The sequence below is a fragment of the Flavobacterium sp. GNP008 genome (assembly GCF_056428965.1).
Genome location: NZ_JBWJVL010000003.1, coordinates 476,079 through 489,314, shown reverse-complemented (window position 1 = coordinate 489,314; position 13,236 = coordinate 476,079). Strand labels below are relative to the sequence as shown.

The 13,236-nt window shown below is 30.9% G+C and carries 14 protein-coding genes; 7 read left to right on the top strand and 7 right to left on the bottom strand.

Annotated features, from left to right (window positions below; translation table 11 throughout):
- Positions 1 to 76 precede the first annotated feature (76 nt).
- Positions 77 to 1,435, bottom strand: a complete 1,359-nt coding sequence (locus AC0608_RS11660; protein WP_478289167.1) for a hypothetical protein — start codon at positions 1,433 to 1,435, stop codon at positions 77 to 79.
- A gap of 112 nt (positions 1,436 to 1,547) precedes the next feature.
- Between AC0608_RS11660 and AC0608_RS11655 the strand changes: the two genes are divergently transcribed.
- On the top strand, positions 1,548 to 2,591 hold the full coding sequence (locus AC0608_RS11655) for a WD40/YVTN/BNR-like repeat-containing protein (RefSeq protein WP_478289166.1): 1,044 nt from the start codon (positions 1,548 to 1,550) through the stop codon (positions 2,589 to 2,591).
- 62 nt (positions 2,592 to 2,653) lie between these two features.
- Here AC0608_RS11655 and AC0608_RS11650 read toward each other — a convergent pair whose 3' ends face one another.
- The 4 genes from AC0608_RS11650 to AC0608_RS11635 all read right to left on the bottom strand — a co-directional run bounded on the left by AC0608_RS11650 (position 2,654) and on the right by AC0608_RS11635 (position 5,323).
- On the bottom strand, positions 2,654 to 3,040 hold the full coding sequence (locus AC0608_RS11650) for a sensor of ECF-type sigma factor (RefSeq protein ID WP_417961329.1): 387 nt from the start codon (positions 3,038 to 3,040) through the stop codon (positions 2,654 to 2,656).
- 112 nt (positions 3,041 to 3,152) lie between these two features.
- Complete coding sequence (locus tag AC0608_RS11645) at positions 3,153 to 3,566, bottom strand: hypothetical protein (RefSeq protein ID WP_478289165.1); 414 nt, start codon at positions 3,564 to 3,566, stop codon at positions 3,153 to 3,155.
- A gap of 32 nt (positions 3,567 to 3,598) precedes the next feature.
- Positions 3,599 to 4,141: an RNA polymerase sigma factor gene (locus tag AC0608_RS11640; protein WP_417961333.1), complete on the bottom strand. Its 543-nt coding sequence runs from the start codon at positions 4,139 to 4,141 to the stop codon at positions 3,599 to 3,601.
- Between the two features lie 60 nt (positions 4,142 to 4,201).
- Complete coding sequence (locus AC0608_RS11635) at positions 4,202 to 5,323, bottom strand: SRPBCC family protein (RefSeq protein ID WP_478289164.1); 1,122 nt, start codon at positions 5,321 to 5,323, stop codon at positions 4,202 to 4,204.
- A 575-nt stretch (positions 5,324 to 5,898) separates the two neighbouring features.
- Between AC0608_RS11635 and AC0608_RS11630 the strand changes: the two genes are divergently transcribed.
- Complete coding sequence (locus AC0608_RS11630; protein WP_417961337.1) at positions 5,899 to 6,282, top strand: pyrophosphohydrolase domain-containing protein; 384 nt, start codon at positions 5,899 to 5,901, stop codon at positions 6,280 to 6,282.
- Positions 6,283 to 6,381: 99 nt separating this feature from the next.
- Here AC0608_RS11630 and AC0608_RS11625 read toward each other — a convergent pair whose 3' ends face one another.
- Positions 6,382 to 7,449: a branched-chain amino acid aminotransferase gene (locus AC0608_RS11625; protein WP_478289163.1), complete on the bottom strand. Its 1,068-nt coding sequence runs from the start codon at positions 7,447 to 7,449 to the stop codon at positions 6,382 to 6,384.
- Between the two features lie 295 nt (positions 7,450 to 7,744).
- Here AC0608_RS11625 and mnmC2 point away from each other — a divergent pair, with 295 nt between their 5' ends.
- Both mnmC2 and AC0608_RS11615 read left to right on the top strand, forming a co-directional pair.
- Complete coding sequence (gene mnmC2 / locus AC0608_RS11620) at positions 7,745 to 8,407, top strand: tRNA (5-methylaminomethyl-2-thiouridine)(34)-methyltransferase MnmC2 (RefSeq protein WP_478289162.1); 663 nt, start codon at positions 7,745 to 7,747, stop codon at positions 8,405 to 8,407.
- Between the two features lie 144 nt (positions 8,408 to 8,551).
- On the top strand, positions 8,552 to 8,749 hold the full coding sequence (locus tag AC0608_RS11615) for a hypothetical protein (protein ID WP_417961343.1): 198 nt from the start codon (positions 8,552 to 8,554) through the stop codon (positions 8,747 to 8,749).
- A 30-nt stretch (positions 8,750 to 8,779) separates the two neighbouring features.
- Here AC0608_RS11615 and AC0608_RS11610 read toward each other — a convergent pair whose 3' ends face one another.
- The gene (locus AC0608_RS11610; RefSeq protein ID WP_417961345.1) at positions 8,780 to 9,721 is read right to left on the bottom strand and encodes a LysR substrate-binding domain-containing protein; all 942 of its coding nucleotides are present in this window, start codon (positions 9,719 to 9,721) and stop codon (positions 8,780 to 8,782) included.
- 117 nt (positions 9,722 to 9,838) lie between these two features.
- On the opposite strand from AC0608_RS11610, the gene AC0608_RS11605 reads away from it, so the two are divergent.
- The 3 genes from AC0608_RS11605 (at position 9,839) to can (ending at position 13,220) form a co-directional block, all read left to right on the top strand.
- On the top strand, positions 9,839 to 10,318 hold the full coding sequence (locus tag AC0608_RS11605; protein WP_417961347.1) for a Dps family protein: 480 nt from the start codon (positions 9,839 to 9,841) through the stop codon (positions 10,316 to 10,318).
- 504 nt (positions 10,319 to 10,822) lie between these two features.
- Positions 10,823 to 12,481, top strand: coding sequence for a SulP family inorganic anion transporter (locus AC0608_RS11600; RefSeq protein ID WP_478289161.1), 1,659 nt, complete (start codon positions 10,823 to 10,825; stop codon positions 12,479 to 12,481).
- A gap of 103 nt (positions 12,482 to 12,584) precedes the next feature.
- Positions 12,585 to 13,220: a carbonate dehydratase gene (can, locus tag AC0608_RS11595; protein ID WP_417961353.1), complete on the top strand. Its 636-nt coding sequence runs from the start codon at positions 12,585 to 12,587 to the stop codon at positions 13,218 to 13,220.
- Positions 13,221 to 13,236: the final 16 nt, after the last annotated feature.

Genomic DNA, 13,236 nt, shown 5'->3' with positions numbered 1-13,236 from the left:
TAAATTTAGAGCTTTTTTATACTCAAAAAAACACACGACTTTGATAGCCGTGTGTTTCGTTTTATAATAGTATTCGTTATGATCTTCTATTGTCATTTCTTGAAGACGAATTGCCTCTTTGAGATTCACTTCTTTGTGGTGCTGCCTCTCTAGCAGAATTCCCTCTATTCTGAGAATAATCTCTAGGTGCTTCTGTTCTTTGTGGTGCCGCTTCTCTGGCAGTATTTCCTCTATTTTGAGAGTAATCTCTTGGTGCTTCTGTTCTTTGTGGTGACGCCTCTCTAGTAGAATTTCCTCTATTTTGAGAATAATCTCTTGGTGCTTCAGTTCTTTGTGGTGCCGCCTCTCTGGCAGAATTTCCTCTATTTTGAGAATAATCCCTTGGTGATTCTGTTCTTTGTGGTGCCGCCTCTCTCGCAGAATTACCTCTATTTTGAGAATAACCTTTTGGTGCTTCTGTTCTTTGTGGTGCTGCACCCCTTGATGAGCTAGTTCTGTTTTGAGAATAATCTTTTGAAGAATCAGATCTTTGTGGTGTCGCCTCTCTAGAAGAATTCCCTCTATTTTGTGAATAATCTCTAGGTGATTGAGCTCTCTGTGATACTGATTCTCTTGATGAACTGATTCTGTTTTGAGAATTGTCTCTTTGAGCTAAATTTCTTCTATTAGTAGCGCTAATTTCATTTCTTGAACCTCTTCTCTGATCTAATTCGTACCGGTTTGTAACATTAGTATTTCTTCTGGAAAAAGAATAATTTGGATTTTGTCTTTCATAACCATTAGAACGCCTTGAATTATGTAAAACAACTGCACGATCACTTCGCCTATGGCTTACATAATTATAATTGTTATTAATGTTTAAGCAAATATTGATGTTATTTCTATATCGAAATACTGGAAATGGGTTCCATGCATAGTAATACGAAGGATAATAATTCCAGTTCCATGAGGAATAGTAAGGACGGTAATTAGTAGACCAAAACGATGCGTAAATTAATGGAGTACTATAATAAACCGGTTCATAAATATAATTTTGGCCATACATAAAAACATCCCCTACTACTTGCACGTGAATTTTGTTGTTTCTGTCTTTTTCTACATCAATAGTAGCTACATCTTGGTACACATCTTCATCAATAACAGATTGAACAATGATAAGGTGTGTCCTGTTTTCTACCGTTTCTATAACACGTAAATAATCAACTTGATTATCATTATTCAAATCTAAATTGGATATTTGAAGTTCCGGATCATTTAGTCTTCTTTCAAAATCCTGTAGGTCCCTTGAATCGCCAAAAATAGAAGCAACCGCCCTTAAATCTAGGTTATCGCTGATTTCGGAATTCATGGCATTTACTGAAGTTCTGTTTTGCGCTTGCAGTTGTATTGAGAAAACAGTAGTCAATAGACTCAATAATATTAGTTTCGTTTTCATAGTTGATTGGATTAAGTTCTTCTTTTTCGATATCCAATTATTATGCCAATTAATTTATGACTCTGTTTGCTGTTATATTTTTATTTGTAAATTAGCTTCAAAATGTAGGCAAATGAAAAATATTATTTTAGTCTTAATGTGTCTGTTTGTTTTTGTGTCTTGTAAAACAAGCGTAAACACAACTAGTTTATCATCTATCATAATTGATACATTATTCCAAGATAAAATAAGTATTAGAGCGATTCAAATTGATAAAAACAAAATTTGGTATGCTGCTGATAATGGAAGATATGGTTTTTATAATTTGAACACCAATAAAAAAACTGAAAAAACAATCGTTAATGATTCTTTAAAACTTGAATTTAGAAGTATTGCTCAAACACGAAAACATATTTTTATTTTAAATGTAGCAAATCCTGCATTTTTGTATCAGATTTCAAAAGATAACAACAAAAATCAATTAGTATATCAGGAAAACCATGAGAACGTTTTTTATGACAGCATGCAATTCTGGGATGCTAAAGAGGGAATTGCTATGGGAGATCCAATAAATAATTGTCTCAATATAATTACAACTCACGACGGAGGCAAGTCATGGCAAAAGATACCCTGTAGCAAGTTACCAAGCATTACTACTGGTGAAGCTGCTTTTGCGGCTAGCAACACTAACATTGTAATTAAAAAAAATAATACCTGGATTGTTTCAGGCGGAAAAAAATCTAGAGTTTTCTATTCCCCCGATAGAGGAAATAATTGGTCTGTATATGAAACGCCTATTGTACAAGGAAAATCAATGACAGGAATTTTCACTGCTGATTTTTATGATTCCAATAATGGATTTGTGGCGGGAGGTGATTATGAAGTTAAGAACCAGAACTTTTCTAACAAAGCTGTAACGGCAGACGGTGGAAAAACCTGGAAACTTGTTGGTCAAAATCAAGCATTCGGTTACGCTTCATGTGTCCAATATATTCCTAAAAGTAACGGGAAAAAACTTATTTCAGTAGGAACTTCGGGAATCTATTATTCCAGAGACAGTGGTACTTCATGGACACAATTAGCTGCGGATTCTAGCCTTTTCACGATACGTTTTATAAATAAAAAAACGGCTATTGCTGCCGGGCAAAACAAAATGATCCGCATTAATTTTAAATAAAAAATCCTAAGTACCAAATTTAACAAGCACTTAGGATATCTTACGAATTAATAAAAAAACAATTATTTCTTTGGACCTTTATTACGGTATTGATGCAGTAATTTTCTATTAAAATCTTCTTCTGCTTTCCTAAGTTTAATAATTTTCACAGCAGGGATTATTGTTCTCAAATTTTGGGTGAATTTTTTTCGAATTAAAAATAATTCTTCTTCGGTATCTTCCATTTGAACTAAGAAAGTATTTGCTTCCTTTTCAGTTATTTTATCTAATGAACCGTCACCCATTCTCTTCATAAAAGCCCTCATTTTTTGATGTCTTAATTCAAATTGTTTTTCATCAAATGTATTGTAAAGTGGCCAGAATTTTTCTGCTTCACTGGTAGTTAAATCTAGTTCAGTTGCAAAAAAAGCTACTTTCAACGCTTTTATTTTTTCTTTTTTTTCTTTCATGCTTTCGCCTTGAGCGTAAAAGTTACATGAAAAAAAAAGGAATACTACAGGTAATAATTTTCTAATGTTCATTTTATTATTTTTAATTTAAGCTTAAAAGCAAGTTTATTATTTACTCTAAAATAAGATTTTCTAAATTTGAGTTTGTAGATAAAATATCTTCTATGGCTTCATCTTCTAACACAACACTAGAGTTAATAGTGTTAATATCTTCCGTTTCAAGAATAGTTATCAAATCATATTGATTCACATTAGAATGGTAAGTAATGTAATTTTCTAATGCAGCTGAATCCAATTCTTTGGCACTACTAGAGGAATAATTTATTATTGGAATCATTAAAGCCAATAAGAAAACTGCAGCTACCATTAAAATTAAATTTTTTCTTTTTTGAAAAATTGTAAATACTTTTGGTTCACCAACAGGCAATTGCTCCATCATTTTGATTGAAAAATTATCAAAGTAATGATCAGGGGTCTTGAATCCTGTTTCAATTTTACGTTCTTTTTCTAGTTTAAATGTTTTCATATTGTATTTAGACAGCGTTAGGACTAAAAGGTTTAATTTGTCGAAACAAAAGCTTCAATTTTTTTTACTGCTATATGATAGGATGCTTTTAGACCTCCAACCGAAGTACCTAAAATTTCTGAAATTTCTTCGTACTTGAGTTCTTCAAAATATTTCATTTTAAAAATCAATTGCTGTTTTTCAGGTAATAATGCAATCGCTTTTTGTAATTTTATTTGAATATCATTGCCATCAAAAAACACATCGGCTTCTAAATTATCAATCACTTTGTTTTGTAAGATTTCAGATGAAATACCGCTTATTCTTGATTTTTGTTTTAAAAATGTTAAGGCTTCATTTGTAGCAATGCGATACATCCATGAAAAGAGTTTACTCTCCCCTTTAAAATTTTTTAAATGTTGAAATATTTTAATAAAAGTATTTTGCAGTACATCGTCAGTATCATCATGATTTAAAACGATATTACGAATGTGATTGTAAAGAGGCCTTTGATACTCTAATATCAACTTTTGAAACGCTTGGTTTTGCGTTTTTGGATTTAATAATTGGGTTATAAATTCCTGTTCTTCTTGCAAAATTATTATTTAGGAGTTAGAATGGAATGTATTAAAAAGGTTTAATCAGATAAACAATTTTTAAAACTCAGATTGCTCTTCTTCTTTATTGATAATAGGTTCAGCTGTTTTTATCGTTTCGACTTTTTTGATAACAGCGGGAGCATATACTTTTACGGGAATTACTTTTGGTAGTATAGGAAAATAAATTTCAGTCACCCATTTTGAAGGATTCTTGATTTCAGCTCTGCTAATAGTGAAACTTTCCAAATGTAAAAAAGCTGGATCTAAAACAATTTTATTAGCGGTAATGTAGTCAGATGTTTTATCCAATGCCTTTTTAATATGTGAATAATCTCCCGTCAAAGTTGTTTTTACAGCATCAAACGGTTCCAGCTTACCAGGTAAGATATCACTTCCTGAACTGGTTGAAATTTGATTTTTTATTGGTACACAAAACGACAATCTTGCCAATCCGTTTACAAAATCATACGTATGGTATAATAAAAATGGTTTCCCATTTAATTCAATATTATTTTCATTACAGAAAGTAATAATCTTATAAAATACAATTTTAGAATTTTTAGTGACGTTAGAAATTTTACTGGTAAAAGTTTGTTTAAGATAAAAGGTACCCGTTTTTTTTGCCAGTCCATCCACTTTTACGGTATAGGTATTGATCTCAAAATCTAGCGTTTTATCTAAATTAGTCAAGCTTTTTTCATACATTTTCCCAATTATTTTATCAATACCTCCATTGAATGCAGTGTATACTTTCATAGAAAAACTCATTTTCCCTATGGTTTTCCAAGTAACTTTTGTCCCTCCTATTGTGTCTTTGAAACTCCAAAAAACGGAAGATTCAGTGCCATTATAATTCATTATTTGAGAAATACTATCGTTTTCTTTTACAAATAGGGTTTTCATATCACCCGTTCCGTCTTTACCCTCCCAAGAATACGAAGCTCCAGGTCCAATTGTTTTTTTGGGATAACTAATTTTCATTTCTGGATCTTCAACAATCCAAGAACCAAAGTCTTCCCAATTCCTGTAATCATTCACAAAATTAAATACATGCGATTTTGGAGAATTTATAATTTGACTCCGCTCTACAATAAAAGCACCTTTTTGAGTGGCTACAAAAATCGATAATGCGACAACGCTTAGCAGAAGTAAAAGAAATAAATATTTTAAAATCCTCATAATATACAAGTTTATTAATTTCTGTAAAGTTAAAGATTTAATTTACAAGTCATAGAAAGTGTAAAAAAATATGGTTCTATTTTTTATTTACGAAAAACTTAAAATTTATATTAGAATACTTTATAATTTAGGGCAATTCCATTTTAAACTTGTCTAGAATCAATTTTATAAATTGAATTAATTGTTAGAACTATCTTTATTTATAACAAATTAATTAATAGCGTTTTACATTTTCAATCCTAAAATAATAAAAACAAAAAAGTCCACGTAATAAGTGGACATTATTTCTTCAATTACAGAAAGCTAGCGCTTAAAAAATATTTTTATTAAAAATAAGATTCCAATAAAAACTCCAAACCCTATCAAAATTTTATAATTTCCTTTATAAAACATTCTGTGTAACGCTAAATCCTTTCGGTAAGCGTATATCATTGCTATTACAAACGCAATAAAAAAAAGGCCCGCAAACACTAATTGTCCTTGACTAAACATAATTAAAATATTTTTTGACAAATTTAGTTATTTGTTTAATAATAGTTTCCTAAATTGTATTTTCATTTGACAAATAAAAAAAGATGCAAAAACAAATAAACGCAGTAAAAGATTTTCACATTACTTTCAAAATTGATTACAATGAAAAGCCTATTGCTAATTTAGGGACCCAAAAACATGAACTTCGTTATAATTTAATGAAAGAAGAAAACGAAGAATACTTAGAAGCAGTCAAAAATAATGATTTAACCGAAATTGCAGACGCCTTGGGAGATATGATGTATATCCTTTGCGGAACCATTATTGAGCATGGTTTACAGGATAAAATGGAAGCCGTTTTTGATGAAATTCAGCGCAGTAATATGAGTAAATTGGATCAAGATGGAAATCCTATTTATCGTGAAGACGGAAAAGTGATGAAGGGTCCAAATTATTCCAGACCTGATATTTCTAAAATTCTTGAATAATAATTATACTCCCTTAAACAAAATCTACAAAAAACATTATTTAAATAAAAAAGCGATTTTCATGTCGAAAATCGCTTTTTATAATTAAACTTTGATAACTTATACTTTAACTGTCCATGCAAATGTATCTTCAGAGAGTTTATGTTGCATGCTTGTCAATTGCTCTTTTAGGTCTAATGCCATTGAATCTTCTATTTTTGGTAATTCATAGTAAAGATCTTGGTAAGAAAATCCAATAATAGGATTAACTACCGCCGCTGTCCCTGCACCAAAAATTTCTTTCAAGGTTCCATTTTTAGAAGCTTCAACCAATTCTGACACTAAAACAGGACGCACCTGAACATCGATCCCTCCTTTTTTAGCCATATCAATAAGACTCTTTCTAGTAATCCCGTCAAGAATTCTTTCGCTAACTGGAGCAGTTAATAACGTATCGTTTATTCTAAAGAACACGTTCATAGTTCCAGCTTCTTCTAGTTTTGTATGGGTAGCATCATCCGTCCAAATAACTTGCTGGAAACCTTCTTTGTTTGCTAAGCTAGTAGGATAAAACTGTGCAGCATAGTTTCCGGCAGCTTTAGCAGCTCCAATCCCTCCATTTGCTGCTCTACTAAAATGTTCTGCTATAAGTACTTTTACTTCCCCTGAATAGTAAGACTTTGCAGGAGACAGAATAATCATAAATTTATAATCATTAGATGGATTTGCAATAACTCCTAAACCCGTTGCAATCATAAATGGTCTAATGTATAACGTATTCCCTTTTCCTTTTTTTATCCAAGCTTCATCTAATTGTAATAATTGATTCAAACCTTCCATAAAAACTTCCTCTGGAACTTCCGGCATCGCCATTCTTATCGCAGAACTGTTGAACCTTTTATAATTTTCATCAGGTCTAAAAAGCCAAACGTCATCATCTTCATCCTTATAGGCTTTCATTCCTTCAAAAATAGCTTGACCGTAATGAAAAACTCTTGCGGAAGGATCTAATAAAAAAGGCGCATACGGTTTGATAATCGGTTTTTGCCATTCTCCATTTGTGTAATCACATTCTAATAAATGATCGGTAAAAACGGAACCAAAGTTTAAGTTTTCAAAATCAACTTCATTTATTTTTGAAGCTGCTGCTTTTATTATTTCAATTTTGTTAGTTTGAGTTGTACTCATAGTATGTATTATTTTTATTTTATAAGTGATAAGCGAATGCATAAAAAAAACTGAATTCAATGAATTGCTGTTTAATATTTGCAAAAATAAAAAAAAATCAACAAATTTCTTATGAAAACAACATTAAATATAGCTATTGACTACGATTTATTTACGTTTTAGAAAATCAAAAAAAAATAGCCTTTATGCTATGGATTATATAATAAATAGCATTTTTCAGTACCAAAAGGATTAGTTTTGATTAAATTTGACAATTGTATATTTTTGAAAATCAGTTTAACTTTAGCATAAAATTTTGAAAAGAGAAATAATCCAGACACTTGATGGTTCTACAACCATCCAAATAACGGAATGGGATGAATGTTATCATTCTAAGCATGGGGCAATTCAGGAAGCGCAACATGTTTTTATCAAAAATGGGCTTTCGCTATTTCAAAACCAAAAAATTTCTATCTTAGAAATAGGATTTGGAACGGGTTTGAATACTTTTATTACCGTTCTGGAAGCAAAGAAAATGCATCAAATCATCGATTATGTAGGCGTTGAAGCCTACCCGATCTCAATAGATGAAGTATTACAAATGAATTATGTTGCCGAATTAAATGCGACATTAGAAAGCGGAATTTTTGATACAATACATGAAAGTAAATGGGAAGAAAAAATTGTTTTAAATAATGATTTTACACTTACTAAAAGGAAACAGTTTTTTCAAGAAATTGATGACGAAAACAAATTTGATCTAATTTATTTTGATGCTTTCGGGTATAGGGTACAACCAGAATTATGGAGTACCGAAATTTTCGAAAAAATGTATAAAGCGCTTAAAAAAAATGGAATATTAGTTACCTATGCCGCGAGAGGAGTCGTAAAAAGAAGTATGATCCAAGTAGGTTTTACTGTTGAAAAACTAGAAGGGCCACCTGGAAAAAGAGAAATGTTTCGTGCTAAAAAGCAATAAAAACATGATCCATATTTATAAAAAAGGTATTGATTTCATTAAAATAAAAAACCAAAAACTTCGTTAAATAATTATATTCTACCTTCAAAAAATGTATTTTTACATCAATTTAGAATTAGAATCTAACCAAAATCTTCATTTATTATGTCGAAAATTATGTACGATTATACAAAATCAGTTTTAGAAAGAGTAAGTTTTGATCCAATGCTTTTTTGCAAGGAGCTAGAAAAGGCAATCAAAATGCTATTACCTTACGAAATGGAACAGTTGCGTGAATGGTTAGTAAACTTTACGATAGGAAAACCAGAGTTAAAACAATATTTATTAATTGTGAATTCATAAAAAAAAGGAACCGTTTTACGGTTCCTTTTTTTATTTCTTATGTACTGAACTAATAATTTGTACGTTTTGAAAAACAATTGCTCCTTTTATTACTCCCGCAATTGTACTTCTAAGGGCTTCGATTATTTGAATTTTCAATTCACTTTTCGGAAAAATCAAGCTCACTTCTCTTGCCGGTTTAGGCTCTTTAAAATGGCGTAATTTCAACTTATCCTTGTCTTTTAGATCTAAAGTATGTAAATAAGGAAGTAAAGTGGTACCTAATCCTTCGTCGGCTAGTTTTATCAAGGTTTCAAAACTGCCACTTTCAATTTGAAAATGTCCAATTTCGCTTTTACTATGGTTTTTACATAAATTTAAAATTCCATCTCGAAAACAATGACCATCTTGCAAAAGTAAGATTTCATCTAAATTTAGGTCTGAAATTTCTATTTCCTTCTTTTGAAAATTCTGATGACTTTCTGGAATGTAAGCTACAAAAGGTTCAAAATACAATACAAATTCTTTGATATTTTCGTCCATCAAAGGAGTTGCGGCAATCGCTGCATCAAGATGTCCATTTTTGAGTTTTATAATGATTTCCTCCGTATTTAACTCTTCAATTATGAGTTTTACTTTTGGATACTTTTTAATAAAATTATTCAAAAACATTGGTAACAAGGTAGGCATAATAGTAGGTATAATACCGAGTCTGAATTCACCTCCTATAAAACCTTTTTGTTGCTCTACTATATCTTGGATACGATCCGCTTCATTGACGATATTTTTGGCTTGAGTAACTATTTTTTGACCAATATCAGTAAGTTGAATTGGTTTTTTAGTACGGTCAAATATCTGAATACTTAATTCCTCTTCTATTTTTTGAATTTGCATACTCAATGTAGGCTGAGTTACAAAACATTTTTCGGCAGCTAGAGTGAAATTTTTATGCTCCGCTACAGCAAGAACATATTTTAGTTGAGTTATTGTCATAGTAATAATAATATCTAATGCAAATTTAATGAAACAATAACTTTTTATTATAGTGTTTTCTATTTATCTTCACTAAATTTACGATTGAATGAAATTATATAATAAAAAATAGTAAACATGAAAACAAATATTTTAGGATTACCCGTTAAAGAATCTGAATTAATCGTGAATGAATTGAATATCTTATTATCAAACTTTCAAGTATATTATCAAAATTTAAGAGGAATTCATTGGAACATCAGGGGGAAACGTTTTTTTGATTTACATGTAAAGTTTGAAGAGCTTTACACGGACGCTCAAATAAAAATTGATTTAATTGCCGAAAGAGTGCTTACCGTGGGTGGAACTCCTCTTCATACATTTGAGGATTATATTAAAAATAATCAGTTGATAGTAGGTAAGAATATTTCAAATGATGAAAAAGCAGTTCATTTGATTGTGACTTCATTGTCTCATTTACTAAAAATCGAAAGAGAGATCCTCAACAAATCAGGAGAGATTAATGATGAAGGAACTAATTCTATGATGAGCGATTTTATTTCAGAGCAAGAAAAAACGATATGGATGATGCAAGCTTGGCTAGAAGAAAGCTTGTAGTTTTTTAATAAAAAAAGCAATAAAACGAACTTTTAAATGTCGTTTTATTGCTTTTTTTTTGAATGTTAATTTTTTTTTAAATTTTAGAATAACTACTGTTTTCTTAAAAAACTTAATTCTATTTTTGCGACAATGAAAATGATCTCTAAAATATTCTTAATTATATTTATTACATTTCTTGTCACACCTACAATAGTTACTGTGATTGAGAAAAGTGCTGATATTTCTATTTTCTACAGTATGTCTGAAGAGGAACATGTACACAAAGAGATTAAAACTTTTTTTTATTTAGAGTATACTCCTGATCTCATAAATCCAATAAAATTGTCATCTAATGTTATTCTATCGGAGAATTTATCAAAACATGACAATATTACGTCCTCTATTTTTATTCCTCCTCCCAACGAAGTTTAATATATTTCTGATTTTAATATTTTTTTTTAAAATCTATTCTCTCAATTATTCAAGAGAAAAATCATTTATATTCAATTTTAGTTAGGTACAATGACAAAAAAAAAGAATCTTTTTGCTAACCTCAAATCCGATTTCGCTTCTGGTTTAGTGGTTTTTTTGGTGGCGCTACCCTTGTGTTTAGGTATTGCAATGGCTTCAGGAGCACCATTGTTTTCAGGAATTATTTCCGGCGTTATAGGAGGTATTGTAGTAGGTTATTTGAGTACGTCCAATATTAGCGTTTCTGGCCCAGCAGCGGGCCTTACAGCTATTGTACTCACAGCTATTACAGATTTAGGTGCATTTGATATTTTTTTAACTGCAGTTTTCTTTGCAGGTCTATTACAATTAATATTAGGATTTATTAAAGCAGGAAGTATTTCTAATTATTTCCCAACAAATGTTATTGAAGGGATGTTAGCGGGAATAGGAATTATAATAATTCTGAAACAACTGCCACATGCTTTTGGTTATGACAATGACTTCGAAGGAGACCAATCATTTTCACAAATGGATGGGAGTAATACGTTTTCTTCACTGTTTAGTATTTTTGATTACATTCAGATAGGTTCAATTACTGTCACATTAGTATCGATGCTGATTTTGATTTCATGGGATAAAGTTCCTTTCTTAAAAAAAATGAAATTAGTTCCAGGAGCTTTAATTGCAGTTACAATTGGAGTTATTTTAAATGAAATTTTTATAAGCAGTGGCAGTGCACTAGCCATTGGAAAAGAACATTTAGTCTCTTTACCAGTTCCTGCTTCATTTGAAGAATTCAAATCAATAATTGTCACTCCTGACTTTTCTGCAATTATGAATCCTAAGGTTTGGATAACCTCCTTTACAATAGCAATTGTAGCCTCTATAGAAACCCTTTTAAGTATTGAAGCCTCTGATAGAATGGATGTTCAAAAAAGATATACGAATACTAACATGGAATTAAAAGCGCAAGGAATCGGTAATATGGCAAGTTCTCTTTTAGGTGGCTTACCATTAACCTCTGTAATTGTACGATCTTCTGCAAATAGTAATGCGGGAGCCAAATCAAAAATGTCAACCATTATCCATGGAATTTTGTTACTAGTGAGTGTACTTGCAATTCCATTTATTCTCAATAAAATTCCTTTAGCTACTCTAGCTGCTATCTTAATACTAATAGGATATAAATTGGCTAAACCAGCAACATTTAAACATTTTTGGGAAAAAGGAAAATATCAATTTGCTCCTTTTATTGCCACATTATTAGCCGTTGTCTTTTTAGATTTATTAAAAGGGGTAGCATTAGGTATTGTTATTAGTATTATTTTTGTTTTAAAAGGAAATCTGAAAAGAGCGTATAGTTTCAGAAAAGAAGAATATGCGGATGGAGATGTGATTCATATTGATTTGGCACAAGAAGTTTCTTTCTTAAATAAAGCAGCGATAAAATCTACTTTGAATGATATTCCAGAAAATTCAAAAGTAATCATTGATGCTAAAGATACCGTCTATATAGCACATGATATTTTAGATTTAATACATGAGTTTAAAACAACCAGAGCCGTAGATAATAACATTAAAGTCAAACTTAAAGGCTTTAAAAAAGCATATCAACTAGAGAATAGTGAGGGAACTCAAAACTATGTTACGATAGAGCATTATTATGATGCCGCCAAAAGAGTTATGGTCAAAAAAGAAACAATTAAAGAAGAGTTTCTTAACTTATAAGAAACTACAATACAATAAAAAATAAAGTAAAAAAAGAAGTCCCTTAGGATTTTATAAATAGGAAACGAAGCATTTTTATAAATAAAATAATTACTACACGATTATGAGCGATTTTTATGAAAAAATATTAGAAAATAATAAAAAATGGGTTGAAACATCATTAGCAAGCGACCCTAATTATTTTGAAGATCTAGCCAAAGGGCAAACTCCCCCATTATTATGGATCGGTTGTTCTGACAGTAGGGTACCTGCAAATGAAATAGTAGGAGCAAAACCAGGTGAAGTTTTTGTACACAGGAACATTGCCAATATGGTGGTCCATTCCGATATGAATATGTTAAGTGTTTTGGATTATGCTGTAAATGTTCTAAAAGTCAAGCACGTATTGGTTTGTGGCCACTACGGATGTGGAGGAGTGAAAGCTGCAATGGGAAATGACTCTATTGGGATTATAGATAACTGGATTCGACATATAAAAGATGTATATCGCTTGCACAGTACCTATTTAGATTCTATTGAGGATGAAACAGAGCGTTTTAATACTTTTGTAGAATTAAATGTAAAAGAACAAGTTTTCGATTTAGCCAAAACATCAATTGTACAAGCGGCTTGGAAAAACGGTCAGGACTTAACCTTACATGGTTGGGCTTATGGGCTCAATTCCGGTTTTGTCACGGATTTAGATGTGAATATCAGCTCCGAAAAAGATTTAGACGAAGTATATCAATTGAAGTTCTAAAAAAAAAAATCCGCTC